Raw genomic sequence first — 25,487 nt, 5'->3', positions numbered from 1 at the left:
AGTTCGCTCCGGCCGGGCGACGTGCATTCCGGTACCGGCGATGCCTGGCAGCCGCCCGTATGCACGCTGTTCACCGCACATTCGACCCGTGGCTCCACGCCGGTGCTTGGATCGAAAGGGCAAGCCTCACAAGGCCTTTTCCTCCGATCTACGTTCCAGGACTGAGGAGTCACCCATGGTCAACCTGCCCGTCGCGCACCAGCCCCGCCCGTTGCTGCCCGAGCTCTCGGAGTTCTTCGCCGGGATCACACCGTTCGCCAGCCTGCGCCCCATCTTCGAGCGCAACCTCATGCGCATCGAGGACGAGGTCACCGAAGACCACTACGAACTGCGGGCCGAGATCCCCGGTATCGATCCCGCGAGCGATGTTCAGATCACCGTGGCCGACGGCCAGCTGACGGTGAAGGCCGAGCGTTCGGAGCGAGCCGACACCACGGCGCGGTCGGAGTTCTCCTACGGCTCGTTCCTGCGCACCGTGACGCTGCCCGCGGAGGCCGATGAGGAGAACATCACGGCCGGCTACGAGCGCGGCATTCTTACCGTGCGCGTGCCGTTGTCCCAGAACCCCGCGGGAGCCCGGCAGATCGCGATCCAGGGTGCCGAGAACAGCTCGGCCGCAATCGGATCCGCCGAGCACTCAGAGTAACGACGGCAGTACGAGAGCCGTCAGCTCACCGATGAGCGGGCGCAGGTTGTCGGCCTTCGGGTCGTCGGCCTGCGACCGCGTCATCACAGCCAACAACAACCGTTGCCCGTCGGGCCCGTAGGCGATCCCGACATCGTTGGTGCTGCCGTAATCCCCGCTGCCGGTCTTGTCGGCAGTGGTCCAGCCGTCCGGGAGTCCGGCGCGCATGCTCGATGTCTGATTGGCCCGCATCCAGTCCTCCAACTGGCGGCGCTGCGGCGGGTTCAGCGCGTCACCGGCCAACATCGCCCGGTACCCGATGGCCAGCGCAGCCGGGGTGGAGGTATCCCTCGGGTCCCCCGGTATCGCCGAGTTCAACTCGACCTCCCAGCGATCCAGGCGGGTGCGCTCGTCTCCGACGCTGCGGGCGAACGCGGTGATACCCGCAGGCCCGTCAATCGTTTTCAGCAGCAGGTTGCCCGCGGTGTTGTCACTGCGCTGCAGCGCCGCCTGACACAACTCCGCCAGCGTCATCTCGGCACCGGCATGGGTCTCGGTGACCGGAGAGTTCGGCACGATCGCCTCCGGGTCGACGAACACCCGGTTGTCCAGCGAAATCTGGCGGCGGCCGACCATCTGCAGCACGCGCCCGGCGGCATAGCCTTTGAAGGTCGAGCAGATCGCGAACATCTCGTCGGGCCGGTGGGTGAGCGTCCGCCCGGAAGCCAGATTGGCCGCATACAAGCCGATCAGGACGTTGTCACGACGTTCCAGTTCCGCGATCTGGTCATCGACCGGGGCGGCGAAAGCCGGTGCGGCGTTACCCACACCGACGGCAGCCGCCGCCACGAGCGAACCGATCAGAACATTGCGTCGCGAGAGTCCCGTCATCGGACCCAGCGTAGCGGGTCAGCCGGCGATAGCTTGAAGTTGTTGCGGCAGAGTCTTTTTGGACCGATGTGGGCCGAGTACCGCGGCACCGTAGTCGCGAGACAGCAACTGGTGGGCCACCGCGTTGACCTCTTCGAGGGTAACCGCATCGATCTGGGCCAACGTGTGATCGATGGTCCGGTGTTCACCGTAATTGAGCTCGCTGCGCCCGATCCGGTGCATGCGCGATCCGGAATCCTCCAGCCCGAGCACCAGCCCGCCACGCAACGAGCCCTTGGCGATGCGGCATTCGTCGGCGGTGATCCCGTCTCGGGCAACGCCTTCCAGAACATCGGTGGTCACCCGGACCACTTCGTCGAACCGTTCCGGCTGACATCCCGCATACACCGAGAGCGCCCCGCTGTCGGCGAAGGTGTCCACCGTCGAGTACACCGAGTAGGCCAGGCCGCGGGATTCCCGGATCTGTTGGAACAGACGGGAACTCAGACCACCGCCGAGCGCGGTGTTGAGCACCGACAGCGCCCAGCGGTGCTCCCAGTGCCGGCCGGGCGTGCGAACGCCCAGCGACACGTGGGTCTGCTCTCCGTCGCGGTCGACCACGAGCAATGACGGCTTGCCGCCGACCCGTCCAGCGCCCTTACGCGGTGCCACCGCGGTGCGCCCGGCTTCCAGCCGCGGACCGAAATGCTCCCGCACCAGCGACAATACGACGTCGTGGTCGATGTTGCCCGCCACCGCCACGATCATCCGTTCGGGCGTGTATCGACGGACGTGGAACGAATGCAACTGCGCGCGTGTCATCGTCTCGATCGACTCGACGCTGCCGATCACCGGACGTCCGACCGGGTGATCACCGAACATCGCCGACAGGAAGACGTCACCGAGACTGTCCTCGGGATCATCGTCGCGCATGGCGATCTCTTCGAGGACGACGTCGCGTTCCACCTCGACATCCTCGGTGGCACACCGACCCCGCAACACGACGTCGGCCACCAGATCGACCGCGAGTTCCAGGTCGGAATCGAGCACGTGGGCGTAGTAGCAGGTGTGCTCGCGCGTGGTGAACGCGTTCAGCTCACCACCGACGGCATCGACAGCCTGAGCTATCTCGACCGCGCTGCGCGTCGGGGTGGCCTTGAACAGCAGGTGCTCTAGGAAGTGGGCGGCACCCGCGACGCTTCGTCCTTCGTCGCGGGAGCCGACACCCACCCAGACTCCGACGGATGCGGAACGCACCGACGGGATGTACTCAGTGACCACCCGGAGTCCGCCGGGCAGATCTGTTCGGCGGACATGTGTGGTGTTCAGTGCAGACGCCTTGGTTCGAGCTGAGGTGATCAGGACTCGGCGGCAGCGGCAGCGGCGTCGGCCGGAGCCGGAGCACCGTCGGCAACTGCCTCGGCCTTCTCCGCGCCCTCTTCGTCGACGAGCACCAGCGAGATCTTGCCCCGGTTGTCGATATCGGCGATCTCGACGCGCAGCTTGTCGCCGACCTTCACCACATCCTCGACCTTGGCAATGCGCTTGCCGCGGCCCAGCTTGGAGATGTGGACCAGGCCGTCACGGCCCGGCAGCAGCGACACGAACGCGCCGAAGTCGGTGGTCTTGACCACGGTTCCGAGGAACCGCTCACCGATCTTGGGCAGCTGCGGGTTGGCGATGGCGTTGATCTTGTCGATCGCGGCCTGCGCCGCCTCGCCATTGCTGGCGCCGACGAACACGGTGCCGTCGTCCTCGATGGAGATCGACGCGCCGGTCTCCTCGGTGATCGAGTTGATCATCTTGCCCTTGGGCCCGATGACCTCACCGATCTTGTCAACCGGCACCTTGATCGTGGTGATCCGCGGTGCGTACGGGCTCATCTCGTCGGGCGTGTCGATGGCCTCGGCCATCACGTCGAGGATCGTCAGGCGCGCGTCCTTGGCCTGCGCCAGCGCACCGGCCAGCACCTTGGACGGGATGCCGTCGAGCTTGGTGTCGAGCTGCAGGGCGGTGACGAAGTCCTTGGTGCCTGCGCACTTGAAGTCCATGTCGCCGAAGGCATCCTCGGCGCCGAGGATGTCGGTCAGCGTCACGTAGCGGGTCTCACCGTCGACCTGGTCGGAGACCAGGCCCATGGCGATGCCGGCCACCGGCGCCTTGAGCGGCACACCGGCGTTCAGCAGCGACAGGGTCGAGGCACACACCGAGCCCATCGAGGTCGAGCCGTTTGAACCCAGGGCCTCCGACACCTGACGGATGGCGTACGGGAACTCCTCGACGCTGGGCAGCACGGGAACCAGGGCCCGCTCGGCCAGCGCACCGTGGCCGATCTCGCGGCGCTTGGGCGAACCCACGCGACCGGTCTCACCGGTCGAGAACGGCGGGAAGTTGTAGTGATGCATGTAGCGCTTGCTGGTCTCGGGCCCCAGCGAGTCGATCTGCTGGGCCATCTTGACCATGTCCAGCGTGGTGACACCCATGATCTGGGTCTCGCCGCGCTCGAACAACGCGCTGCCGTGCGCCCGCGGGATGATGGCCACCTCGGCCGACAGCGCCCGGATGTCGGTCACACCACGGCCGTCGATACGGAAGTGGTCGGTCAGGATGCGCTGTCGCACAAGCTTTTTGGTCAGCGAGCGGTAGGCTGCGCCGATTTCCTTCTCACGACCGGCGAAGGTATCGCCCAGACGCTCGAGCACCTCGACCTTGATCTCGTTGGTGCGGTCGTCGCGCTCGTGCTTACCCGCGATGGTCAGTGCCTCCGACAGTGCGTCGGTGGCGACCGCGGCCACGGCGTCGTAGACGTCGTCGGCGTAGTCCGGGAACAGCGGGTAATCGGCGATCTCCTTGGCGGCCTTCTCGGCCAGCGCTGCCTGAGCGTCGCACAGCGTGGCGATGAACGGCTTGGCCGCCTCAAGGCCCTCGGCGACGACGGCCTCGGTGGGAGCCTGGGCGCCGCCGGCGACCAACTCGATCACGTTCTCGGTGGCTTCGGCCTCGACCATCATGATCGCGACATCGTCGCCCACCTTGCGTCCCGCGACGACCATGTCGAAGACAGCCTTCTCCAGCTGCTCGACGGTCGGGAAGGCGACCCACTGGCCATCGATCAGGGCGACGCGCACGCCGCCGACCGGACCGGAGAACGGCAGGCCGGAGATCTGCGTCGACGCCGAGGCGGCATTGATGGCCAGCACGTCGTACAGATCCTTGGGATCCAGGCTCAGGACGGTGACCACGACCTGGATCTCGTTCCGCAGACCGCTGACGAACGACGGGCGCAGCGGCCGGTCGATCAGGCGACAGGTCAGGATCGCATCGGTGGAGGGACGGCCCTCACGCCGGAAGAACGAGCCGGGGATCCGGCCCGCGGCGTACATCCGCTCCTCGACGTCGATGGTCAAGGGGAAGAAGTCGAAGTGGTCCTTCGGCGTCTTGCTGGCGGTCGTCGCGCTCAGCAGCATGGTCTCGTCGTCGAGGTAGGCGACGACGGAGCCGGCGGCCTGCTGCGCGAGCCGCCCGGTCTCGAAACGGATGGTGCGGGTGCCGAAGCTCCCGTTGTCGAGGGTTGCGGTGGATTCGAACACACCGTCTTCAAGTTCAACTACAGACATAGAGTCCGTTGGCCTCTTTCGTTCTTTCAGCTGTTTTCGCGGCGTCACGGTGGCGATACGCCACGGGCCCTGGTTACGGCTACGGCCGTCGATCGAAGCGGCCGGATGGGCCCCGACAACGGGGTTCCGGCAGCCACTACCGAAGACCGCCCGACCAGGCGGGCCCGATATGACTCGCAGGAACAACGCCCGCGGATCGCGGGTGCCGCACCTGGTGTTCAGCGCAGATTCCAGCCACTGAACGCCCTCATGTTACACGGCAGCAACGGCCCAACAGCCATCCGCGCCTGCTAGGACACGTCCTCCACGCATACGGTGAACTGGCGTTCCGGGTATGCGTAGCCCACGCCGCTGGTGCACTGATCAACTTCCGACACCCCGCGGAGGACCTCGGTGGCCCGTTGCCGGTGCGGCGCAGACGAATCCGCGCAGTCCACCCGATACGGGTCCTTGTCGTTCTGCGGGTCGATGCTCATGCAGCCGCCGGTGATCCAGTCGATGTCCAGACAGAGTGTCTGGGTCTCCTCGCTGAATGCGCTGCGCACGGAGTAGTAGGTGTCGACGTCGCCCGGGCACTGGTCGCTGTCGGTGACCGTGGAGATCACCTTGTAGTTCGACGCGTCGCTGCCGCACTCCGCCCGGCTGGCGTCGGGGCGCTCGTACGTGCCGCTCATCTTCAGGCAGTCCCCCGCCTTCATGTCCGCGGCCGCCGCTGAGGAGCAGGCGGTCAATCCGCCGAGGAAAAGTAGCGCGGCTGCCCCAAGAGGGGCAGCCGCGGAAAGTTGTGGCACCGACGCCGCGTCAGCGACGCAGCCCGAGGCGCTCGATCAGCGAGCGGTAACGCGCCACGTCAACCTGGGCGACGTACTTCAGCAGCCGGCGACGACGGCCGACGAGCAGCAGCAGGCCGCGACGCGAGTGGTGGTCGTGCTTGTGCTGCTTGAGGTGCTCGGTCAGGTCCGAGATCCGCTTGGTCAGCAGGGCGACCTGGGCCTCCGGCGAACCGGTGTCGGTCTCGTGCAGACCGTAGCTGCTCAGGATTTCTTTTTTCTGGTCGGCAGTAAGCGCCACGAAAGTAACTCCATCATTTCAGTCCCGCGAACATATTCTCGGCACAGCCACCGCGGACTGCAGCATGCACCGGATCGGCGAGAAGTCTAGCAGCACCGCGGTGAGCCGCGAATTCAGCACCGCGGCGAGCCGCGAATTCAGCCTTGGGTCTGCGCAGCCAGAATCGCGCGCGCCTTGTCAGCATCCCGCTTCATCTCTGCGACCAGTTCTTCCACCCGGTTGAACTTTTCCATGCCCCGGATCCGGGAGATGAAATCGACGGCGACATGCTGCCCGTACAGGTCGGCGTTGGTATCGAGCACGAACGCCTCTACCGTGCGGGTACGTCCGGAGAAGGTCGGGTTGGTGCCCACCGATACCGCGGCCTGATACCGCTCGCCGGGGATCACCGTGCCCATCATCGGGCCGTGGCCCAGCACCGTGAACCAGGCGGCGTAGACGCCGTCAGCCGGAATCGCGGAGAACATCGGCGGCGCCACGTTGGCCGTCGGGAAGCCCAGCACCCGGCCACGCCCGTCGCCGCGCACCACCACGCCCTCGACCCGGTGCGGTCGGCCCAGCGCCTCGGTGGCGGCCACCACGTCGCCGGCGTCGACGCAGGAACGGATGTATGTCGACGAGAACGTGACCCGCTCGTCGCGGTGCTCGGCATCGAGCGATTCGGTCACCAGCGACATGCTCTCGACCGCGAAGCCGAACCGCTCCCCCGCCTTCCGCAGCATCTCGACATTCCCGGCGGCCTTCTTGCCGAACGTGAAGTTCTCCCCGACCACCACTTCCAGCACGTGTAGGTCCTCCACCAACAGCTCGTGGATGTAGCGCTCGGGGGTGAGCTTCATGAAATCCGAGGTGAACGGCATGACGAGAAATACGTCGACGCCGAGTTCCTCGACCAGCTCAGCCCGCCGCGTCAGCGTCGTCAGCTGTGCCGGATGACTACCCGGAAAAACCACCTCCATCGGATGTGGGTCGAAGGTCATGAGAACCACCGGCACTCCACGTGACCTGCCCGCTTTTACCGCGTGGCTGATCAACTCCGCGTGTCCACGGTGAACCCCGTCGAACACCCCGATGGTGACTACACACCTGCCCCAGTCCGTGGGGATCTCGTCCTGCCCACGCCAGCGCTGCACGCGATCAGCCTACGACCCGAACGCCACGCGGTCTGCTCTAGATCCCCCGATCAGGTGATGATTGCCTAAACTTTCCTACTGTGAGTCCAGACGGTAACCATCAAGACCTCTCCACGGTTGCCCAGGACTATCTGAAAGTCATCTGGACAGCCCAGGAGTGGTCTCGCGAAAAGGTCAGCACGAAACTGCTGGCCGAGCGGATCGGCGTGTCGGCATCCACAGCCTCGGAATCCATTCGAAAACTCGCCGACCAGGGCCTGGTCCATCACGAGAAGTACGGCGCGGTGACGCTGACCGACGCGGGCCGGCGCGCGGCGCTGGCGATGGTCCGTCGGCACCGGCTGATGGAGACCTTCCTGGTGCAGGAACTGGGCTACGGCTGGGACGAGGTGCACGACGAAGCCGAGATCCTCGAGCACGCCGTGAGCGACCGGATGCTCGACCGGATCGACGCCAAGCTGGGCCACCCCACCCGCGATCCGCACGGCGACCCGATCCCGGCCGCCGACGGCCAGGTGCCCACCCCGCCGGCCCGGCAGCTGTCGGCGTGCCAGGACGGCGACGCCGGCACGGTGGCGCGCATCTCCGACGCCGATCCGGAGATGCTGCGCTATTTCGACAGCGTCGGCATCAGCCTCGATTCCCGGGTGCGGGTGCTGGCGCGACGCGATTTCGCCGGCGTGATCTCGGTTGTCATCGAAGGTCCCGGGAGTCCGTCGGATTCTGGTGGCGGAGATGACACCAGCGTCCAGGTCGAGCTGGGCAATCCGGCCGCTGAAGCGATCTGGGTCGTCGCGAGCTGACGACACGCGGGAGAAGATCACCGCGATTTTTACCCGTGCGCGATCGCCGATCCGTCACCAAGATGACCTGTTCGTGACTGTCTCTCTGCACTGGTTCCTTCCCACCTACGGCGACAGCCGGCTGATCGTCGGCGGGGGCCACGGCACGCCCGCGGGCGCTGCCGGTGGTGACCGTGAAGCCTCGATCGACTACCTGGCCTCGATCGTCCGTTCCGCCGAACGGTTCGGTTTCACCGGCGCGCTCATCCCGACCGGGGCCTGGTGCGAGGACGCGTTCATCACCGCCGCGCTGCTGGCCCGCGAGACCACCTCGCTGGCATTCCTGGTGGCGTTCCGCCCGGGTCTGGTCAGCCCGACGCTGTCGGCTCAGATGGCGGCGACGTTCGCCCGGCATGCGCCGGGACGGATCCTGCTCAACGTCGTCGTCGGAGGCGAAGCGCATGAACAGCGGGCGTTCGGCGACCACCTGGACAAGGACGCACGGTATGCGCGCTGCGACGAGTTCCTCGACGTGGTGCGGCGGCTGTGGGCCGGCGAGACGGTGACCCACAAGGGTGAGTACGTCGACGTCGAGGAGGCCTCGCTGGCGCTGCCGCCGACCCCGGTGCCGCCGCTGTACTTCGGCGGCAGCTCGCAGGCCGCCGGCCCGGTGGCCGCCCGGCACTCCGACGTCTACCTGACCTGGGGTGAGCCGCCGGCGGCCGTCAAGGAGAAGATCGAGTGGATTCGGGCGCTCGGCGAGGAACAGGGACGCAAGCTGCGGTTCGGCATCCGCCTGCACACCATCTCGCGGGATACCTCCGAGGAGGCCTGGGTCCAGGCCGACCGCCTCGTCGCCGCGCTCGATGACGAGACCGTGGCCGCAGCACAGGCCGGACTGGCGCGCAGTCAGTCCGAGGGCCAGAAGCGCATGCTGGCCCTGCACGAGGCCAACCGCGCCAACGGCACCTGGAGCGATGCCCGCAGCCTGGAGATCGCCCCGAACCTGTGGTCAGGCGTCGGATTGGTGCGAGGCGGGGCCGGCACCGCGCTGGTGGGCAGTCACACCGAGGTGGCCGACCGGATCGCCGAGTACGCCGAGATCGGTATCGACGAGTTCATCTTCTCCGGCTATCCGCACCTGGAGGAGCTGTTCTGGTTCGGCGAGGGTGTGGTGCCGATCCTGCGTGAACGCGGGCTGTTCGGCGGCGGCTCACCATCCGGCGCGCCCGCCTCGATCCCGTTCGTCGGCGCGCCGCGATGACGGATCTGGCCGGAGCCACCCGCATCTCGTCGGCTCAAGCGGCGCTGTCGGTAGCGACTCAGCTGTCGAGGTCGTTCGCCGAGGGGGCCGCCGCCCGTGACGCGCACCGGATCCTGCCGCACGAGCAGGTTCAGGCGCTGAAGGACTCGGGGCTGCTGGCTCTGACGGTGCCCACCGAGCATGGCGGGCTCGACGTACCCGTCGGCGTTCTCGCCGAGGTGCTGCGACTGATCGCGCACGGAGATCCGTCCATCGGCCAGATCCCGCACTCGCATTTCACGTTCCTGGAGGCCCTGCGGCTGCAGGGCACGCCGGCACAGCAGGCGTACTTCTACGGGCTGGTGCTGGATGGGGCGTTGTTCGCCAATGCCCAGTCGGAACGCGGACCGCATCCCGTCGACGTGGACACCACCACGCTCAGTGCATCAGGCACCGATTACGTCCTGAGCGGCCGGAAGTACTACTCGACCGGGGCGCTGTTCGCGGACTGGCTGATCGTGCGGGCGTCGCTGGCCGACGGTTCGGGGCAGGTGCCGACGGCCGCGACCCCGAAGGCCGTCGCGTTCGTGCCACGTGACGCCCGTGGGGTCGAGGTTGTCGACGACTGGGACGGCATGGGTCAGCGCACCACCGCCTCGGGCACCGTCACGCTGGAATCCGTCGAAGTGCCGGCCGCGCACGTCATCCAGTTCAGCCCGATCTTCGGGCGCCCCACGGTGTACGGGGCACGGGCGCAACTACTCCATGCCGCCCTCGACGTCGGCATCGCCACGGCCGCACTCGAAGAGGCGGTACGTCAGGCCGCCAGAGCCCGTCCGCATTTCGAGGCTTCGGTGTCCAGCGCTGTCGAAGACCCGACCGTGGTGCAGGTCGCCGGTGAGCTGACCGTGACGGTGCGGGGCGCGCAGGCGCTGCTCGCCGAGGCGGCCCGTCAAGTCGATGCGGCCCGAGCCGATCTCACCGAGGACAGTGCCGCGGAGGCCTCGATCGCGGTGGCGATCGCCAAGGTGGCTGCCGCCCGGGCGGCAGTGGAAGCCGGCAGCGCACTGTTCGAGTTCGGTGGGACCCGCAGTGCCTCGGCATCGGGCAACCTGTCGCGGTACTGGCGTGACGCCCGGACCCACACTCTGCACGACGCCACCCGCTGGAAGATCCGACACATCGGCAACTACACCCTGTCAGGCACGAAACCGCCTCGCCACGGCCAGCTTTGAGCCGTTCCCCGCTACAGCGTGGCGGGGCGCAACACCACGACGTTCTTGGTGCGTGACGAGCCGTCTTCCAGCAGAGCGATGACCTGGCCGTCGGGTGCGGTGGCGGCATAGATCCCGTCGATGCCGGCCGGGGTCAGCGCCCGCCCGTGCCGGGTGTCCTCGGTTTCCTCGGCGCTCAGATCGCGACGCGGAAAGCCGACCAGGCAGGCCGCGTCGAGTGAGTAGCTCAGCCGCGCCTGCTCGGCGAGGTCATCCAGGGTGCGCGCCTCGTCCAGGCCGTAGCGGCCGACCTTGGTGCGGCGCAATGCCGTCAGGTGCCCTCCGACACCGAGCGCAGCACCCACGTCGCGGGCCAGGGCGCGGATGTAGGTGCCCGACGAGCAGTCCACATCGACGTCCACATCGACGAATTCGTCCACCCGCCGGACCGCAAGGATGTCGAACCGACCGATGCGCACGGGCCGGGCGGCCAGCTCGACGGTCTGCCCTTCGCGGGCCAGCTTGTAGGCCCGCTGTCCGCCAATCTTGATGGCGCTCACCGCCGAGGGCACCTGCTCGATGTCCCCGCGCAGCGCCGCGACAGCGGACTCGATCTGCTCATCGGTCACATGCGCAGCTGAGACCGATTGCAGCACTTCACCTTCGGCATCGTCGGTCGTGGTGGTCTGCCCCAGCCGGATCGTTGCCGAATACGACTTGTCGGTGGCGGTGAGCAGGCCGAGGATCTTGGTGGCGCGCTCGATCCCGACCACCAACACCCCGGTCGCCATGGGGTCGAGCGTTCCGGCGTGGCCGACCTTGCGCGTGCCGAACAGCCGGCGGCACCGCCCCACCACGTCATGGCTGGTCATCCCGGCAGGCTTGTCGACGATCACCAAGCCGGCTTCTGGACCGCTCACAGCACGATCGCCGTCAACGTGACACCGTCGCGCACCGACCAACGACCTTCCAGTGCGGTCAACGGCGGGCCGTGTTCGGCGGCCGGGTCGATGAGGATCTGGGACCGGAACGTTCCTCCCGTGCCGGACCCGTCCACCCCGAAGGTGATGTGGGCATCCTCGAATCCGAGCCAGCGGTGCGTCAACGGGTACCAGGCCTTGTAGGTGGCCTCCTTGGCGCAGAACAGGATTCGGTCCCAATGCAGACCGTCGGGCAGTCCGCCGAGTTCAGAGCGTTCCAACGGCAGCGAGATGGCGCCGAGAACCCCGTCAGGCAACACGTCGTGCGGCTCGGCATCGATGCCGACCGACCTCACCCCACCGACACGGCCCACCACGGCACCCCGAAAGCCCTGACAATGCGTCAGGCTGCCGACGATGCCATCAGGCCAGCACGGCTCGCCCTTGTCCCCCTTGAGGATTGGCACCGGGCCCACGCCCAGCTCACCCAACGCCTGGCGTGCGCAGTAGCGCACGGTGGTGAACTCGTTGCGCCGCTTGGCCACCGCGCGGGCCACCAGGGCCGCCTCCTCGGGCAGCGCCGTCAGGCCCGGCGGGTCGTCGTACAACTCGGCCGCAGCGAGATCGTCCGGCATATCGGGCAGCACCTGCCCCAGCAACGTGTCGCTCATGCGCGCCTGGCCTTGATCCGCTCCTGCATCTGCTGAGCGTGGGCACGCATCTCGGCGGTGATCTGGAAATGCCCGCCGAACTCGTTGAGATATCCCGGTGCGTAGTTGGGGTCGGGCAGGATCTGGCGCAGCCAGCGGAAAGGCTTGCGGCGACGCCACTCCCGCGGATAGCCGACCGATACCTCTTCGAAGCGCACGTCGTCGTACCAGGTGGTACGCGGAATGTGCAGGTGGCCATACACCGAGCAGATCGCGTTGTAGCGGGTGTGCCAGTCCTTGGTGGCCGTCGTGCCGCACCACAGCGAGAACTCGGGATAAAACATCGCGTCGCAGGGTTCGCGGACCAGCGGGAAATGGTTGACCAGAACCGTCGGGTCGATCCAGTCCAGATCGTCGAGCCGCTTGCGGGTGGCCGCCACTCGATCACGGCACCACGCGTCACGGGTCGCATAGGGCTCGCTGGACAGCAGGAACTCGTCGGTACCGACGACGTTACGGTCCCGGGCGATGGCCAGCCCCTCGGCCTTGGTCGAGGCCCCCTCGGGCAGGAAGGTGTAGTCGTAGAGCAGGAACATCGGCACGATCGTGGCCGGACCACCCTGTTCGGTCCACACCGGGAACGGATGCTCGGGGGTGATCACACCCATCTGGTCGCACATGTCGACCAGGTAGTCGTAGCGCGACCGGCCGAAGATCTGCATCGGGTCCTTGTTGGTGGTCCACAGTTCGTGGTTACCGGGAACCCAGATGACTTTGGCGAACCGCTTGCGCAGCAGGTCCAGCGCCCATCGGATCTCGTCGGTGCGCTCCCCGACGTCACCGGCGACGATCAGCCAGTCGTCGGGCGAAGCCGGGTACAACGACTCGGTGACCGGCTTGTTTCCGTTGTGCCCGGTATGCAGATCGCTGATCGCCCACAGGATCGGCTGCCGGTCCCTCGTCTCGTGATCCATCACCACAGTTGCACCACCACAACGGACCAGCCTAACCGGGCGTCGGCGCTGCGCGTCGTTGACAACTAGAACAGGTTCTCGTTTATGGTCGAGTCCGTTGCGACTGACCGCTACACTCCCCGCAAGCCGGGGAACGTTTTGCCACCAAACTATGAGGGGGTGTGATGGCCGCCAAGTTGCGACTGCTGTCGGCGTCGACAGGGCTGGTTGCGGCGTTGGTATCGGCGGTGATCGTGTGGCAGTCGGGCCCGACCGAGCGTGCGGGCGCCGGTCCGCTTCAGCTCGATGTCACGGATCTCCCGATGACCAACGTGTCCACGACCATCAAGTGGCCGGTCGTGGAGACCACGGATCCGTCACCGTTCGATCCGTGCAATGACATCCCGTTCGACGTGGTCCAGCGGATCGGTCTGGCCTTCACCCCGCCGGAGCCCGAGGACAGCCTGCGCTGCCACTACGACGCCGGCGACTACCAGATGGCGGTCGAGGCGTTCGTCTGGCGCACCTACGAGAAGACCATCCCGGCCGATGCGGTCGAGCTGGACATCGATGGCCACCGGGCCGCGCAGTACTGGATCATGAAGCCGACCGACTGGAACGACCGCTGGTGGGTCACCTGCATGGTGGCGTTCAAGACCAGCTACGGCGTCATTCAGCAATCGCTGTTCTACTCCCCCATACACTCGCCGAGCCAGCCGGACTGCCTGCAGACCAACCTGCAGCGGGCCCACGAACTGGCGCCGTACTACAAGTTCTGAGGCATCCGGAGTTCCGAGTAGTGCGGGGACCGATCCGTAGCCTGGTCGCGTGAGCACATTCCGCCGGTACACCGGTAAGGCCGTCAGCAGGATTCTGGGGCTGCCGCCGCACGAGACCGACTTCACCGTGCAGCACGGGCTGCGGGTGCCGATGCGCGACGGCGTGGAACTGGTTGCCGACCACTACGCGCCCGTCACCGACCGTCCCGCGGGCACGTTGCTCGTCCGCGGCCCGTACGGCCGCCGCTTCCCGTTCTCACCGGTGTTCGCGCAGGTGTATGCCGCGCGGGGTTATCACGTGGTGTTGCAAAGTGTGCGTGGCACGTTCGGCTCCGGCGGACAGTTCACCCCGATGGTCCACGAAATGGCCGACGGTGCCGACACCGTGGCCTGGTTGCGGGACCAGCCGTGGTTCACCGGGTCGTTCGCCACGGTGGGGCTGTCATACCTCGGCTTCACTCAGTGGGCGCTGCTGGTCGATCCGCCGCCGGAGATGAAAGCTGCCGTCATCACCGTCGGCCCGCACGATTTCAGCTCATCGGCCTGGGGCACCGGCGCGTTCTCCCTCAACGACTTTCTGGGCTGGAGCGCGATGGTGGCCCGCCAGGAGGAACCCGGCGTGGTGCAGGCGCTGTCCCGGCAGCTGCGAGGCCCGGCGGAGCTGGCCAAGGCGACCGCCGGATTGCCGATGGGTGCGGCCGGCCGACGACTGCTGGGCACCGGCGCGCCATGGTACGAATCCTGGCTGGAGCACCCAGAACGCGAAGATCCGTTCTGGGACCGACTGCGGTTCGATGAAGCGGTGCAGCAGGTCGAGGTGCCCATCCTGTTGCTCAGCGGGTGGCAGGACCTCTTCCTGGACCAGACGCTGGAGCAGTACGAGCAGCTGCACCGGCGCGGCGTCCCGGTGGCATTGACGGTCGGGCCATGGACCCACACACAGCTGATGACCAAGGGGCTCACCACCGTGGTCGGCGAATCGCTGGACTGGCTGGGCGCCCACCTGGCCGGCGATGGCGAAACCGACCGCAGCACGGTACGGATTCATGTCAACGGGCACGGCTGGGTGGAGCAGGCCGACTGGCCACCGGTCATGCCCGAACACGAGATGTTCCTGCGGCCGGCGGGGCGACTGGCCGATACCCCGCCGTCGGAATCCGCACCACCGTCTACATTCACCTACCACCCCGCCGACCCCACCCCCACCGTCGGCGGCCGCATGCTGGCCGCGGCCGGCGGTTACCGCGACGACACCCGGCTGGCCCGGCGCAGAGATGTGCTGACGTTCGACGCCGACCCGCTTCCCGCCGATCTGTACGTGGCGGGCAACCCGGTCGTCGAGTTGGCACACAGCTGTGACAACCCGCATCACGACATCTTCGTCCGGATCAGCGAGGTGGACGGAAAAGGCCGGTCCCGCAACGTATCCGACGGATTCCGCCGAATGAACGGTCACACCGGACCGGTCCGCCTCGAGCTGGATGCCGTCGCACACCGATTCCGGGCAGGGTCACGGATCAGGGTGATGATCGCCGGTGGCTCGCACCCGCGGTTCGCCCGCAATCTCGGCACCGCCGAGCCACCGATCTCCGGTTCCCAGCTGGTGCGCGCCACTCATACCGTGCATCACGGCCAGGGCGGGGTGTCCCGGCTGGTGCTGCCCGCCGGACCGGTGCCGCCGTCAGCCGACTGAGGTCCGCACCCGCTCGGCGACGTCGCGCAACATCGTGTCGTCGTGCACCGGTGGGCCCCACCTCGCCTGCACCGGTATGTCGACCCAGCTCTTGCACCCGGCGTACTCGGGCGTGCGGGCCAGCCGGATCGGTGCACGCAGCGGGCTCACCTGGACGACCAGGACGGTCAGCCGGTGTTTGGGGCGGAAATCGAGCCGGTCCGCCCGCACCGATTCGGCGGTCCAGATGTGCAGCGGTGCGAGCTCCTCGATCGCTTCGGGCTCGTTGACCTCCACTGCAGCAACAACTTTCGCTCCAGCTCGAATGATCACCGCGTCGTCGGTGCTGTCCTGCGCGGCAGCGGCGAGCAGGTCTGCGTGTTGGGGCCGCACCCGTTCGGCATGGCTGTGCGCAACCGTCGGGAACAGCAGGAACTCGGGCGCGGCCACCGAGAACCGCTTCTCGTGGATGCCGCCCTTGCGCAACAGCACGGTCTGACGGCCATCGAGCAGGGCGTGCACGGCCGCGCTCCACTCCTTGAGCGCGGGCTGTGTCACTGTGCAGCCAGTCGGGCCCGGACCTCTGGACGACGCAGCGGAGGAACGGTTTTGGGCGGCTGACGGCGCGGGGCCAGCCGCTCGAGCAGTCGCATGGTCGTGGCGGTGACCTCGGCGACAGCCTCCTCGAACGCGTCGACGTTGGCGCCGGTGGGCCGGGTGATACCGCTGACCTTGCGCACGTACTGGCGCGCCGCGGCCTCGATCTCTTCGTCAGTTGCGGCGGGCTCCAGCCCGCGCAGCTCGGTGATGTTGCGGCACATGACACCCACGATAGGCGCGCGGAGCCTGGTGGCTAGCGTGAGTGGATGACAAGCACCGCCGTTCTCCTCGTCGATACCACCGACCGGGTTCGCACGCTCACGTTGAATCGGCCCCAGTCGCGCAATGCGCTGTCGACGCAACTCCGCACGGAGTTCTACGGTGCCCTGCGCACCGCACAGGCTGATGACGACGTTGACGTCGTGATCCTCACCGGCGCCGATCCGGTGTTCTGCGCCGGTCTGGACCTGAAGGAACTCGGCGACACCACCGAACTGCCCGATATCTCGCCCAAATGGCCGGCCATGAGCAAGCCGGTGATCGGCGCCATCAACGGTGCAGCGGTCACCGGGGGTCTGGAGCTGGCGCTGTACTGCGACATCCTGATCGCCTCCGAGCGCGCCAAGTTCGCCGACACCCACGCCCGGGTGGGGTTGCTGCCGACCTGGGGCCTGAGCGTGCGGCTGCCGCAGAAGGTCGGAGTGGGCCTGGCCCGGCGGATGAGCCTGACCGGCGATTACCTCTCGGCTGCCGAGGCCCTGCGGGCCGGGCTGGTCACCGAAGTGGTCCCCCATGACGAGCTGCTGCCCGCCGCCCGGCGGGTGGCCGCCTCGATCGTCGCCAACAATCAGGCCGCCGTCCGAGCCCTGCTCGCCTCGTATCACCGCATCGACGAGTCCCAGACGAATCAGGGACTGTGGATCGAAGCGGCCTCGGCGCGCGAGTGGATGGCGACGGCAACCGGTGACGACATCGCGGCCAGCCGCAGCGCCGTGATTGAGCGGGGACGCGCGCAGGTGCGCTGACGCCGCCTTCTTTCCCGGGCCGGCCGGCGTCCGGTGTTACTTGACACGACCTACCTTTGGGGAGTGCACACGGAGGTGAACGTCTTGCCGTCCTGCGCGGCGACGTCAGCTTCGTTGAGCCAACCCACACCGGTGAACCAGTAGGTGTCCTCAGGATGGTTCGGCGATCCGTCCACGATTTCGGAGACCTCGGTACCCGACCCGAACACCACTGATTTCGCACCCGGGGGAAACGCGTCGACCCGCAAGGTCAGTTGCTCTGCGGTACGCCAATCCACGCCCTGCGGCCACGGCTGCGTGACCTGCAACCCGGCGGGGTACGGCCCGCCCAGGGTCAAATGCTCGACGTCCGCTCCCGCCGGACTGCTGGCTGTGAGCACCAGCTCAGGTTCCCCGAGGTTGTAGCTCAACGAGATTCGCTTGACAGCGATGCACGGCGCACCGGTCCAGATCTGCAACTTTCCGTCAGTGACCCGCGCGCCCCATGACGGAGTCAGTGTCGGCGCGAACGGTGCCCTGGTCTCACAGCCCGACGACGCCGACAGCGCAAGGATTGCCACAACTACCGCGATACGGCGGCGCATCAGTGGTAGCCCCCGTCCGAAAGGCCGGCGTCCTCCTCCAGAGGGTGGACGCCGCCCTTCCCTTGGATGATCCCGCCCGTGCCGTAATCGATTCCCATTCTCACCGGCCCCTTTTCAGCCCACTGCTGCGAATGCCGCTCTTCGTGATGGAGTAGCCGATCCAAGTCCAGGCCGCCTTGAACCGGCACACCGCCCTCGCGGCCGTACCACATGTTTCCGGAGTCGATGATTGCGCGAAGCTGTTCAGCCGGGTTCTTCACATCGTTGATGTTCACGGTGAAGATGTCGCCGTAGGTGGAACCGCCCTGGAATGCCGCCCAATCGGTTGGCTTGCCGCCCAACGCCATCAGCATGCCGTTCGGCGTGGTCGCCACAGCCGCGCCTGTATAGGGAAGCCCGGCGGCCGCCGTATAGCTCCAGGAGTTGGCGTTCTGCCGATCGATGATTCTCTGGACCTCGGCGGCGGAGTACGGCACCTCCTCGAAGTCGTTCTGGACATCGTCAGACGTGCCCGCCTTGCCGTCAGGGCCGAGTTCGGCCTTGCCGTAATCCGTTCCCGCATTGAGGATGTAGGTCATCAATGCGGCCTTCTTCACCTTCTCAGGACTGGTGCCCGACGGGATGAGGAAGAACGATTTACCGTCGGCGTCCTTGACCTCCTCCATGCCGTTGAAGACGTCGAAATCCTCGGGGTCGATGTCGTGGGTCCGCGCGATGTCGACGATCGTCTCCGGTGACACATCCTGGCGAGCCGCATTCAGCAACCATTCCCGGTAACGCCCCTCCGCCGGGCCGTCGAGCACGCCCGCGTCACGCAGCGCCCGCTCGTATTGTGAGAGCTTTTGCTCCGGTGTCGCATTGGGATCCTCGGCAGGCGATTCGTCCGGCCCGGCGAAGTCAATGCTCTCGGCTGCCTCGATATCGCCGCGCTCATAGCGGTCGGCAGCCAGGAGCAGTTTGTCGGCGTACTCGGACACATCGTTGCCCAACGACTGTGCCTGCCGCGCCAGTGAACTGCCCACGTCCCGGCAGGCGTCCGCGGTCTCGAGTGCCGACAACGAACCGGACGCCCCCGACACCGCCGGACCCGCCCGACCCCGGTGAAACTCGACCGAGGCCTGGTTCAACCCGTTGGCACTGAGACGCATCGCCTCGATGCTCACCGCCAGCGGCTGATTCATGTCTGCGTCAGCCCCTGCCGATCTTGCGCAGTGCGGCGGCCGTGGCCTTGTCCGCCGCGTCGAACTTGTCGAGCGCCGTCTGAATTTTCGTCTGCAGCTTGAGTTGCCTGATCTTGACCTCGAGCGCATTGCGCGGCGACAGCGCCGCCCACCACAGCAGACGCCAGCCAGCGGTCACCGATCCGTTGTCGGCGATGTTGAAGTACTGAGCCTCACCACTGTTGACGAGGTCGGAGAGTTCCTTGCGTATGCCGGTGAGCGTCTCGCCGGACGCAGCCATCTTGTCGGACAGCTTCTGCAGCTTCGCGCGGTAGAGCTGCTGATCGCCGAACATCTCGTCGGCGTTGACTCGCGCGCCGTCGGATGCCGTACCGGTCCACTTCGACGCCAGAGCATCCATTTGAGACCGCTCGCCGGCAAGCTGAAGGTCTATTTCGGAGCCGGCCGCCTTGACCTCTCCAGCGGCGCTGACCAGTGCTTCGGGTCGAGAACCCAGGACCTGCGATACCGTCAGCGGCATCCCGACGCCCCCTGTCTGCCTAAGTCCTTCTCAGTATGGGGCCACGAGTTGGGCGGACAATGCGCCAATTCGGCCGCGAAAGCCCACGTGTCACGTACCGGTGCGGTCAGCCGACCGACGAGGATCAGTCGACGAGCCAGCCCGTCCCGGTTTGGTCGGCAGCAAGCTCCTCGACGCTCATCCCGTCGACGAGCCGGTCCAGGGCGCCGATCATCGTGGCGCAGTCGCGGGCGGGGTGTTCGGCGGGGCAACGCAATGCGTGCGTCAGAAACTGTTGCGCCCCTTTGGCTTGCGCGATCACCCGATCCAGCGCGGCGATCTGCTCGCGCACCGTCTCACGCCACTGTTCACTCGGTGCGTCCAGCACCGCGGCCGCGGTGTCGAGCGGAAGACCCAATCGGTTGACGATCTTGAGCAACGCGAGCCGACGAAGCTCTTCGGGTCCGTACATCCGCTTGCCGGCCCGCCGCAGCCGCGGCGACACCAGCCCGCGTTCGTCGTAGTACCGCAACGCCGACGGGCTCATCTGCAACCGCGCGGCCGCCTCGCCGATCGGGATCACGTCCATGCCGCCATTTGACTTCAACCCACCTTGAACCGGCAAGGTCTACCCCATGAACGCCGCGCGTGCGATCAATCACCATGCCGACCACCCCGGTTTCTCGGGAGTCACCGGGGTGCTGTGCGGATTGGCCTTCCTCCTGGTGGGCCGGGCGAAGGCCAGGCTGGCCGCCGATACCGCGCACATCTCCTCGGCGGACCATGTCGTGGACGTGGGTTGCGGACCCGGTACCGCCGCCCGGGTGGCCGCCCGCCGCGGCGCTCGGGTCACCGGCGTCGACCCCGCGTCGACCCTGCTCCGCATCGGGCGCCTGGTCACGCCGAGGCGCATGCCCATCACCTGGAGTGAGGGCACCGCAGAACACCTTCCGGTGCCCGACGGCTCAGCGACGGTGGTGTGGGCACTGGCCACTGTGCACCACTGGCAGGATGTCGCCATGGCGGTTGCCGAGGCACACCGGGTGCTGATTCCCGGCGGGCGGCTGATCGCGATCGAGCGTCAATCGGCTGACGACGCCACCGGACTGGCCAGCCACGGCTGGACACGGCAGCAGGCCGAGTCGTTCGGGATGTTGTGCCGCGACGCGGGATTCAGCGACGTGTGTGTCGCGGCGCAAGGCAAGGGACGCGACGCGGTGTGGGTGGTCAGCGGTACGCATCCGGCTCTCTAGTCAGCGTCCCACAAATGAATGGCTCGCCGTAGGTACCTGCTGGCACACTCACCCACATGAGCCACGGACTCTTCGACTGCATCGGACTGCCGCTGCACGGCTCGGACGTCGCCACCGCCTTTGTTCACCAGCACTGGGGCGAACTGCGTGGGTACCCGATGCCGGGCGGATGGTTCAACGCTGTCTGGCGAGACCCTTCAGGCGCCGAGATCGTCGTCAATGTGCACGACAGCGGCGAGATCGAGGTCGTCCCCGGGTTCGCAGGCGGCCCGACTGCGCGGATCACCGAGGTGCACTCGGCAGAGGGTACCGACATCGTTGTGGCGGACGTGGTCGATGATGACGGCACACAAATAACCCGACTGTGCGCTGACTCCGGCCAGTGGCGCTTTCTCCCACCGGCCTCATCCGATGCGACGTTCGAGGCGCTCATCACCGGTCTGGCACTCGACGTGCATGTCTGCAAGCGTTCAATGCCTCCCCAGAGTCGGACATGGGCCCGCTCACCACGCCGCAGACACTTCCGAACGGGACCGTGATGGACCGCCTGCGGTTGGGCGCCGAGAGCTTCATTCCAGCCGGGATGTTCCAGGACCCCTGGACACCGATGGCTGTGTTCTCCGCGACGGTCGAGCATTCGTGGACCAAGACCGTCGAAGCCACCGGCGGCTCATTCCATGTGGCCCGGGTGACCACCCTCGGAGCACTCGGCATCTATCTGTGCTGGCCGACCGACCTTGGGCCCCTGGCCGAGCCGGGCAACACCGTGTACGCCGAGGCCTACCTGACGGCGACGCTCCCCGAGCTCCGGCGTCGACACGCTTCGGACAACAACTGATGGGGTCACGACTCGGAGTGATCGTCCTCGCCGAATCCGGGCCAGAGCTGTACTACGACCACTGGGCCGCACAAACCGTCGGGCTGGACATCGCGCTCGACGGTTTCGAGGCCACGCTGGCACGTGTTCGAAGCATGACGCCGATGGGTGTCGACACGCCCGCGCAGTGGCATGGCGCGACGTGGATCGAAGGGTCGCTGCTCATCGATCTGATCCAGCGGCACGTTGTATGGGCCGAGGAGAGCTCGTATTTGTACCTGCCACGGATCGTCAATCATCTGATCGAGAAGACCTGGCCGGGTTGGTCGGCCGTGTGGTCCCCTGAAGGCGTCCGCGGGACCTTGTGGTTGGCCGGCGTCGACCCTGCAACGATCTTCACCGAGAACAGCTACCCACAGCGGACCGTGGAAGATCTGACGTGGTTCGTACCTTGGGCTGAGGGTGGCACCTGTGACGCCTTATCCGTTCGCCTTGACTCCGGGCAAGTGATCGCCTGGCGCGGCGAAGGCTCCCTCGACTTCATCGCCCAGCTCGGTCCGGACCTGATCCGCTCAGTGGCCGTAGAAGCGCTGGCGCGCAGCGGTGCTGGTGAACCCGTGCTCTGGGACTTCGAGCGCTGCAACGAGGGCCCGGCCACGGGGATTCACATGGACTTCACCACGAAGACCGCGCGATGGTGGGCGATCTGCGACGACGACCGGCAGATCGATGCGTTCGACGGGCTATGGCCCGGCTGGTCGGTCGAGACCGTCGGCGACGCGTACGAGTTTCACGAGCATGCCACCGGAAAACCCATGCGCAGCTGGGCAGAAGAGATCGGCACCGTGCGAGACACCGTCGAACGGATGCTCAGCAATGGGCCCCGTGAAAACCCACTGCTGCGCGTCGCATCCCTCATGGCCGACCAGGGCGAGCAGATCACGATCAACGCTGCCGCCCTCAAATTCGAACCGGCCTCGGACTTCAGCGGCGCGCCGCGTGCCATCGCGGCTCTCGATGAACTGGACGCAGTCCGCCCGCTGACGCCGGCGCGGTTTGTCAACAGGCACGGGCAGGTGTTCGAGCCCTCTCCGTCGGGCAGGTGGCCCGGCCCGTAGCCGGCTCAGGCGGTCCCCGGCACCAGCCAGCGACCGGAGAACGCGCGCCAGCCGACGAAGATCAGACGCAGCACCATGAACGTGCTCAGGCCAGACCAGATGCCGAACAGCCCCCAGCCGTAGATCAACGACAACCAGATCAGCGGCAGGAAGCCGACCAGCGCACTGGTCAGCGTGGCGTTCCGCATGAACTTCGCGTCGCCCGCACCCAGGAGCACGCCGTCAAGCGCGAAAACAACACCGGCCACGGGCAATTGGGCCACCATGAACCACCACGGGACCCCGATGGCAGCCAACACCGTTTCATCGTCGGTGAACACCGACGGCAGCACCGACGATCCGACGGCGAACACCACGGCCAGCACCACCCCGGCCAGGGCGGAGAACAGTGTCACCCGCCAGGCCACGCTCTTGGCATGCGCGAGCTGACCGGCACCCAGCGCCGCACCCACGAGCGATTGCGCGGCAATCGCGAGCGAATCCAGTACCAGTGCAAGGAAACTCCACACCTGCAGGACCACCTGATGCGCCGCAACGGAGGCGGCACCGAATCGCGCTGCCACCGCCCCGGCGGACAGGAAGCAGGCTTGGAACGCCATCGATCGCATCAGCAGGTCGCGGCCCATGGTCAACTGGGCCCGCAGCACCGTGGGTTGGACCCGCAGCGCTACCTTCTCGATCACCAAGGCACGTAGAAAGAGCAGCGCCGCCACCCACTGGCCCACCAGGTTCGCCACCGCGGAACCGGGCAGCCCCAGGCGGGGCAGGCCCAGCCAGCCGTAGACCAGCAGCGGGCACAACACCGCCGACACCGCAAACCCGAACACCACGTAGTGCAGCGGGCGGGCAGTGTCCTGCACCCCGCGCATCCAGCCGTTTCCGGCCAGCGATACCAGGATTGCCGGGGCGGCCAGGATGGCGATCCGCAGCCATGGCAACGCGGCGTCCGCGATGTCGGAATGTCCGGCGATCGCCGTGAGTAGCGGCACCGCCGCAGCTTGCACCACCGCGATGATGAGCAGCCCCAGCCCGAGCGCCAGCCAGGTGGCCTGCACGCCTTCGCCTACGGCCGACCTTCGGTCACCTGCTCCGAACAGCCGGGCCGAGCGCGACGTGGTGCCGTAGGACAAGAACGTCCCCTGGGAATTGACCAGGCCGAGGACCAGGCCGCCGATGGCCAGCCCGGCGAGGCTGAGCGCACCGAGACGGCCGACGATCGCAATGTCGAACAGCAGATAGATGGGCTCGGCCGCCAGGACACCCAGCGCCGGAAGCGCCAGACCGGCGATGCGACGGGTGGTGGCCGGCGCGACCGGAATGTCACCTTCCGGCTCAACCATGTGACCAGACGGAGTCAGGCAACATGCCCCCTGACGGAGTCAGGCAAGCGCCCGGGCAAGCGCCTGAACAACATCGTCAGCGGGGCCTGCCGCGGAATAGCCGGCCGCATGGGGATGGCCGCCGCCCCCGAACGAACTGGCAACTGTGGCCAGATTGAGCGACTTCGCCCGCATCGAAACCGACCAGTGTTTCGGCTCGATCTCTTTGAACACGGCGGCGACCTCCGCCTGCTGGGTGGTGCGCACGATGTCGACGATGCTCTCGACTTCCTCGGGCCGGGCGCTGGACCATTCGTCATGCGACACAACGGCATACACGAGCCCGCGGCCACCGACAGCCTCCGGCAGCAGCCGCGCCGAGGCCAGCACGCGCGACAGCATCGGCAGCCACGCAAACGGGTGGGTGTCGAGCAGTGCGCGGCTGATCGAGGCGTTGTCCACTCCGAGTTCGACCAGCCGGGCCGCCAACCGGTGCGCCCGGGCAGTGGCCCAGCGGAACGAACCGGTGTCGGTGGTCAGTCCGGCGTACAGGCAGTGCGCCACCCGTTTGTCGATGGGCTTGTCCCAGGCATCGAGGAGTTCGGCCACCAGCATCGTGGTGGAGTCCGCCGTCGGATCGACGTAGTTGGCGGTGCCGAACAGCTGATTGGACGCGTGGTGGTCGATGACCAACACCTCGCGACCGTTCTCGGCCAGTTCACGCAGTGCGCCGAGTCGGTTGACACTCGGAATATCCACTGTGACAACCAGATCCGCGTCATTCCGGATGAGATCAGGAGCGACCATCAGATGCCCGCCCGGCAGGGTCTGCAGGGACTCGGGCAGCTGATCGGGAGCCGCGAAGGCTACCTCGACCTGCTTACCCGCGTCATCGAGTACCTGCGCGAGCGCCAGCCCGGCGCCGATGGTGTCGGCATCGGGATAGACGTGGCACACGACACTGACGCTCGCCGCATCCGACAGGAGGTCGGCTGCCGCACGCGCGTCGACACGCAGACCGGAAAGGCCCCCGTTGGGAGCCTCCGAATGAGCAGTATCAGTCATCCGTTCGATCGCGGTCACCGGCATCCTCTGTGTCTGCCCCGTCGGCAAGCCCGTCCATGTCCTCCGCCCCGCTCACACGGTACGGGTCTTCATCACCGGCGTGCTTGGCGCCCTCTCGAACTCTCGCCAAATCCTCGTCGGCAGCCCGCGCCCGGGCCAGCAGCTCCTCCATCCGGTGCGCCGAATCGGGCACGGTGTCGCGGACGAACGCCAGGGTCGGGGTGAATCGCACCCCGGTCCCGGCGCCCACCTTGGTCCGCAACACACCCTTGGCACTCTCCAGCGCCGCCGCCACACCGGCATAATCCGGTTCCTCATCGAGACTGGTCCCGATGACGGTGTAGTACAGCGTGGCGTCGTGCAGATCACCGGTCATCTTGGCATCGGTGATCGTCACGCCGTTCAGCCGCGGATCCTTGATCTCGTACTCGATCGCCGAGGCGACGATGGTGGAGATCCGTTTGGCGAGCCGCTTGGCCCGTGCGGGATCAGCCATC

The 25,487-nt window shown here is 67.0% G+C and carries 29 protein-coding genes; 11 read left to right on the top strand and 18 right to left on the bottom strand.

Translation table 11 applies throughout. The annotated features are described in order from the left end of the window. The first annotated feature begins 175 nt into the window (after positions 1-175). Entirely contained in the window at positions 176-646 is a 471-nt protein-coding gene (locus tag ACWEFV_RS01985) for an Hsp20/alpha crystallin family protein (protein WP_450068891.1), read from the top strand. Here the strand turns inward: ACWEFV_RS01985 and bla are convergent. The 6 genes from bla to ACWEFV_RS01955 form a co-directional block, all read right to left on the bottom strand. Next, entirely contained in the window at positions 638-1,516 is an 879-nt protein-coding gene (gene bla, locus ACWEFV_RS01980; protein ID WP_450068890.1) for a class A beta-lactamase, read from the bottom strand. The two genes, ACWEFV_RS01985 and bla, sit on opposite strands and share 9 nt — an antisense overlap. 18 nt (positions 1,517-1,534) lie before the next feature. Further along, positions 1,535-2,824, bottom strand: a complete 1,290-nt coding sequence (locus tag ACWEFV_RS01975; RefSeq protein WP_135453764.1) for a M16 family metallopeptidase — start codon at positions 2,822-2,824, stop codon at positions 1,535-1,537. Positions 2,825-2,853: 29 nt separating this feature from the next. Beyond that, positions 2,854-5,112, bottom strand: a complete 2,259-nt coding sequence (locus ACWEFV_RS01970; protein ID WP_450068889.1) for a polyribonucleotide nucleotidyltransferase — start codon at positions 5,110-5,112, stop codon at positions 2,854-2,856. A gap of 290 nt (positions 5,113-5,402) precedes the next feature. Further along, the gene (gene lppU, locus ACWEFV_RS01965; protein WP_450068888.1) at positions 5,403-5,903 is read right to left on the bottom strand and encodes an LppU family putative lipoprotein; all 501 of its coding nucleotides are present in this window, start codon (positions 5,901-5,903) and stop codon (positions 5,403-5,405) included. Between the two features lie 10 nt (positions 5,904-5,913). Further along, positions 5,914-6,183: a 30S ribosomal protein S15 gene (rpsO, locus tag ACWEFV_RS01960; RefSeq protein WP_135453762.1), complete on the bottom strand. Its 270-nt coding sequence runs from the start codon at positions 6,181-6,183 to the stop codon at positions 5,914-5,916. Between the two features lie 137 nt (positions 6,184-6,320). Continuing rightward, positions 6,321-7,316, bottom strand: a complete 996-nt coding sequence (locus ACWEFV_RS01955) for a bifunctional riboflavin kinase/FAD synthetase (RefSeq protein ID WP_135453761.1) — start codon at positions 7,314-7,316, stop codon at positions 6,321-6,323. A gap of 80 nt (positions 7,317-7,396) precedes the next feature. Here ACWEFV_RS01955 and mntR point away from each other — a divergent pair, with 80 nt between their 5' ends. From mntR to ACWEFV_RS01940, 3 genes are all read left to right on the top strand, one after another. Further along, a complete protein-coding gene (gene mntR / locus ACWEFV_RS01950) occupies positions 7,397-8,119 on the top strand; it encodes a manganese-binding transcriptional regulator MntR (RefSeq protein ID WP_135453760.1) in 723 nt (240 codons plus the stop codon). 73 nt (positions 8,120-8,192) lie between these two features. Beyond that, entirely contained in the window at positions 8,193-9,362 is a 1,170-nt protein-coding gene (locus ACWEFV_RS01945; protein WP_450068887.1) for an LLM class flavin-dependent oxidoreductase, read from the top strand. Continuing rightward, entirely contained in the window at positions 9,359-10,576 is a 1,218-nt protein-coding gene (locus tag ACWEFV_RS01940; protein ID WP_450068886.1) for an SfnB family sulfur acquisition oxidoreductase, read from the top strand. The genes ACWEFV_RS01945 and ACWEFV_RS01940 overlap by 4 nt, the downstream gene beginning before the upstream one ends. An 11-nt stretch (positions 10,577-10,587) precedes the next feature. Here the strand turns inward: ACWEFV_RS01940 and truB are convergent, their stop codons facing one another. From truB to ACWEFV_RS01925, 3 genes are read right to left on the bottom strand one after another with little or no spacing between them, the layout of a single operon-like run. After that, positions 10,588-11,475, bottom strand: coding sequence for a tRNA pseudouridine(55) synthase TruB (gene truB, locus ACWEFV_RS01935; protein ID WP_450068885.1), 888 nt, complete (start codon positions 11,473-11,475; stop codon positions 10,588-10,590). After that, positions 11,472-12,146 (bottom strand): 4'-phosphopantetheinyl transferase PptT, encoded by a 675-nt coding sequence (pptT, locus tag ACWEFV_RS01930; RefSeq protein ID WP_450068884.1) that lies wholly within the window; start codon positions 12,144-12,146, stop codon positions 11,472-11,474. Before pptT ends, truB begins: the two co-directional genes overlap by 4 nt. Further along, positions 12,143-13,099: a metallophosphoesterase family protein gene (locus tag ACWEFV_RS01925; RefSeq protein WP_167857812.1), complete on the bottom strand. Its 957-nt coding sequence runs from the start codon at positions 13,097-13,099 to the stop codon at positions 12,143-12,145. Before ACWEFV_RS01925 ends, pptT begins: the two co-directional genes overlap by 4 nt. Before the next feature lie 164 nt (positions 13,100-13,263). Here ACWEFV_RS01925 and ACWEFV_RS01920 point away from each other — a divergent pair, with 164 nt between their 5' ends. After that, positions 13,264-13,857, top strand: a complete 594-nt coding sequence (locus tag ACWEFV_RS01920; RefSeq protein ID WP_450068883.1) for a DUF3558 domain-containing protein — start codon at positions 13,264-13,266, stop codon at positions 13,855-13,857. A gap of 49 nt (positions 13,858-13,906) precedes the next feature. Then, complete coding sequence (locus tag ACWEFV_RS01915; protein ID WP_450068882.1) at positions 13,907-15,550, top strand: CocE/NonD family hydrolase; 1,644 nt, start codon at positions 13,907-13,909, stop codon at positions 15,548-15,550. Here the strand turns inward: ACWEFV_RS01915 and ACWEFV_RS01910 are convergent. Continuing rightward, on the bottom strand, positions 15,539-16,087 hold the full coding sequence (locus ACWEFV_RS01910) for a DUF1802 family protein (RefSeq protein ID WP_450068881.1): 549 nt from the start codon (positions 16,085-16,087) through the stop codon (positions 15,539-15,541). The two genes, ACWEFV_RS01915 and ACWEFV_RS01910, sit on opposite strands and share 12 nt — an antisense overlap. Further along, the gene (locus ACWEFV_RS01905; RefSeq protein ID WP_167857811.1) at positions 16,084-16,350 is read right to left on the bottom strand and encodes a DUF2277 domain-containing protein; all 267 of its coding nucleotides are present in this window, start codon (positions 16,348-16,350) and stop codon (positions 16,084-16,086) included. Before ACWEFV_RS01905 ends, ACWEFV_RS01910 begins: the two co-directional genes overlap by 4 nt. A 45-nt stretch (positions 16,351-16,395) precedes the next feature. Between ACWEFV_RS01905 and ACWEFV_RS01900 the strand changes: the two genes are divergently transcribed. Further along, positions 16,396-17,154 carry an enoyl-CoA hydratase gene (locus ACWEFV_RS01900; RefSeq protein WP_450068880.1) on the top strand — a complete coding sequence of 253 codons (759 nt, stop codon included), beginning with the start codon at positions 16,396-16,398 and terminating at the stop codon, positions 17,152-17,154. A 50-nt stretch (positions 17,155-17,204) separates the two neighbouring features. Here ACWEFV_RS01900 and ACWEFV_RS01895 read toward each other — a convergent pair whose 3' ends face one another. The 4 genes from ACWEFV_RS01895 to ACWEFV_RS01880 all read right to left on the bottom strand — a co-directional run bounded on the left by ACWEFV_RS01895 (position 17,205) and on the right by ACWEFV_RS01880 (position 20,007). Continuing rightward, positions 17,205-17,714, bottom strand: coding sequence for a hypothetical protein (locus ACWEFV_RS01895; RefSeq protein ID WP_450068879.1), 510 nt, complete (start codon positions 17,712-17,714; stop codon positions 17,205-17,207). A 23-nt stretch (positions 17,715-17,737) separates the two neighbouring features. Next, positions 17,738-18,919, bottom strand: a complete 1,182-nt coding sequence (locus tag ACWEFV_RS01890) for a type VII secretion target (RefSeq protein ID WP_450068878.1) — start codon at positions 18,917-18,919, stop codon at positions 17,738-17,740. A gap of 7 nt (positions 18,920-18,926) precedes the next feature. Further along, on the bottom strand, positions 18,927-19,439 hold the full coding sequence (locus ACWEFV_RS01885) for a WXG100 family type VII secretion target (protein WP_450068877.1): 513 nt from the start codon (positions 19,437-19,439) through the stop codon (positions 18,927-18,929). Between the two features lie 124 nt (positions 19,440-19,563). Beyond that, on the bottom strand, positions 19,564-20,007 hold the full coding sequence (locus ACWEFV_RS01880) for a MerR family transcriptional regulator (protein ID WP_135453748.1): 444 nt from the start codon (positions 20,005-20,007) through the stop codon (positions 19,564-19,566). Between the two features lie 46 nt (positions 20,008-20,053). On the opposite strand from ACWEFV_RS01880, the gene ACWEFV_RS01875 reads away from it, so the two are divergent. The 4 genes from ACWEFV_RS01875 to ACWEFV_RS01860 are packed head-to-tail and all read left to right on the top strand — an operon-like array spanning position 20,054 to position 22,606. After that, positions 20,054-20,671: a class I SAM-dependent methyltransferase gene (locus ACWEFV_RS01875; protein ID WP_135453747.1), complete on the top strand. Its 618-nt coding sequence runs from the start codon at positions 20,054-20,056 to the stop codon at positions 20,669-20,671. Positions 20,672-20,727: 56 nt separating this feature from the next. Next, a complete protein-coding gene (locus ACWEFV_RS01870; protein ID WP_450068876.1) occupies positions 20,728-21,210 on the top strand; it encodes a hypothetical protein in 483 nt (160 codons plus the stop codon). Beyond that, entirely contained in the window at positions 21,210-21,509 is a 300-nt protein-coding gene (locus ACWEFV_RS01865) for a hypothetical protein (RefSeq protein WP_450068875.1), read from the top strand. The genes ACWEFV_RS01870 and ACWEFV_RS01865 overlap by 1 nt, the downstream gene beginning before the upstream one ends. Beyond that, the gene (locus ACWEFV_RS01860; RefSeq protein WP_450068874.1) at positions 21,509-22,606 is read left to right on the top strand and encodes a hypothetical protein; all 1,098 of its coding nucleotides are present in this window, start codon (positions 21,509-21,511) and stop codon (positions 22,604-22,606) included. Before ACWEFV_RS01865 ends, ACWEFV_RS01860 begins: the two co-directional genes overlap by 1 nt. A gap of 5 nt (positions 22,607-22,611) precedes the next feature. Here ACWEFV_RS01860 and ACWEFV_RS01855 read toward each other — a convergent pair whose 3' ends face one another. Genes ACWEFV_RS01855 through rbfA form a run of 3 tightly spaced genes read right to left on the bottom strand, consistent with a single transcriptional unit; the run spans position 22,612 to position 25,486 of the window. Next, positions 22,612-23,946 (bottom strand): MATE family efflux transporter, encoded by a 1,335-nt coding sequence (locus tag ACWEFV_RS01855; RefSeq protein WP_450068873.1) that lies wholly within the window; start codon positions 23,944-23,946, stop codon positions 22,612-22,614. A 39-nt stretch (positions 23,947-23,985) separates the two neighbouring features. Continuing rightward, entirely contained in the window at positions 23,986-24,990 is a 1,005-nt protein-coding gene (locus tag ACWEFV_RS01850) for a DHH family phosphoesterase (protein WP_450068872.1), read from the bottom strand. After that, positions 24,983-25,486: a 30S ribosome-binding factor RbfA gene (rbfA, locus tag ACWEFV_RS01845; protein ID WP_450068871.1), complete on the bottom strand. Its 504-nt coding sequence runs from the start codon at positions 25,484-25,486 to the stop codon at positions 24,983-24,985. The genes ACWEFV_RS01850 and rbfA overlap by 8 nt, the downstream gene beginning before the upstream one ends. Between the last annotated feature and the right edge of the window lies 1 nt (position 25,487).

Source organism: Mycobacterium sp. NPDC004974, from assembly GCF_053600815.1.
The sequence above is the reverse complement of the archived record's forward strand: the minus strand, read 5'-3'. Positions and strand labels throughout refer to the sequence as shown.

Coding starts and splice junctions, on each gene's coding strand:
- ACWEFV_RS01865 (WP_450068875.1), top strand. CDS start 21,210: ATGGACCGCCTGCGGTTGGGCGCCGAGAGCTTCATTCCAGCCGGGATG.
- ACWEFV_RS01920 (WP_450068883.1), top strand. CDS start 13,264: ATGGCCGCCAAGTTGCGACTGCTGTCGGCGTCGACAGGGCTGGTTGCG.
- ACWEFV_RS01905 (WP_167857811.1), bottom strand. CDS start 16,350: ATGTGCCGCAACATCACCGAGCTGCGCGGGCTGGAGCCCGCCGCAACT.
- ACWEFV_RS01900 (WP_450068880.1), top strand. CDS start 16,396: ATGACAAGCACCGCCGTTCTCCTCGTCGATACCACCGACCGGGTTCGC.
- bla (WP_450068890.1), bottom strand. CDS start 1,516: ATGACGGGACTCTCGCGACGCAATGTTCTGATCGGTTCGCTCGTGGCG.
- ACWEFV_RS01870 (WP_450068876.1), top strand. CDS start 20,728: ATGAGCCACGGACTCTTCGACTGCATCGGACTGCCGCTGCACGGCTCG.
- ACWEFV_RS01885 (WP_450068877.1), bottom strand. CDS start 19,439: ATGCCGCTGACGGTATCGCAGGTCCTGGGTTCTCGACCCGAAGCACTG.
- ACWEFV_RS01855 (WP_450068873.1), bottom strand. CDS start 23,946: ATGGTTGAGCCGGAAGGTGACATTCCGGTCGCGCCGGCCACCACCCGT.
- ACWEFV_RS01875 (WP_135453747.1), top strand. CDS start 20,054: ATGAACGCCGCGCGTGCGATCAATCACCATGCCGACCACCCCGGTTTC.
- rbfA (WP_450068871.1), bottom strand. CDS start 25,486: ATGGCTGATCCCGCACGGGCCAAGCGGCTCGCCAAACGGATCTCCACC.
- ACWEFV_RS01940 (WP_450068886.1), top strand. CDS start 9,359: ATGACGGATCTGGCCGGAGCCACCCGCATCTCGTCGGCTCAAGCGGCG.
- ACWEFV_RS01985 (WP_450068891.1), top strand. CDS start 176: ATGGTCAACCTGCCCGTCGCGCACCAGCCCCGCCCGTTGCTGCCCGAG.
- ACWEFV_RS01925 (WP_167857812.1), bottom strand. CDS start 13,099: ATGGATCACGAGACGAGGGACCGGCAGCCGATCCTGTGGGCGATCAGC.
- ACWEFV_RS01860 (WP_450068874.1), top strand. CDS start 21,509: ATGGGGTCACGACTCGGAGTGATCGTCCTCGCCGAATCCGGGCCAGAG.
- ACWEFV_RS01890 (WP_450068878.1), bottom strand. CDS start 18,919: ATGAATCAGCCGCTGGCGGTGAGCATCGAGGCGATGCGTCTCAGTGCC.
- ACWEFV_RS01850 (WP_450068872.1), bottom strand. CDS start 24,990: ATGACTGATACTGCTCATTCGGAGGCTCCCAACGGGGGCCTTTCCGGT.
- pptT (WP_450068884.1), bottom strand. CDS start 12,146: ATGAGCGACACGTTGCTGGGGCAGGTGCTGCCCGATATGCCGGACGAT.
- ACWEFV_RS01970 (WP_450068889.1), bottom strand. CDS start 5,112: ATGTCTGTAGTTGAACTTGAAGACGGTGTGTTCGAATCCACCGCAACC.
- ACWEFV_RS01880 (WP_135453748.1), bottom strand. CDS start 20,007: ATGGACGTGATCCCGATCGGCGAGGCGGCCGCGCGGTTGCAGATGAGC.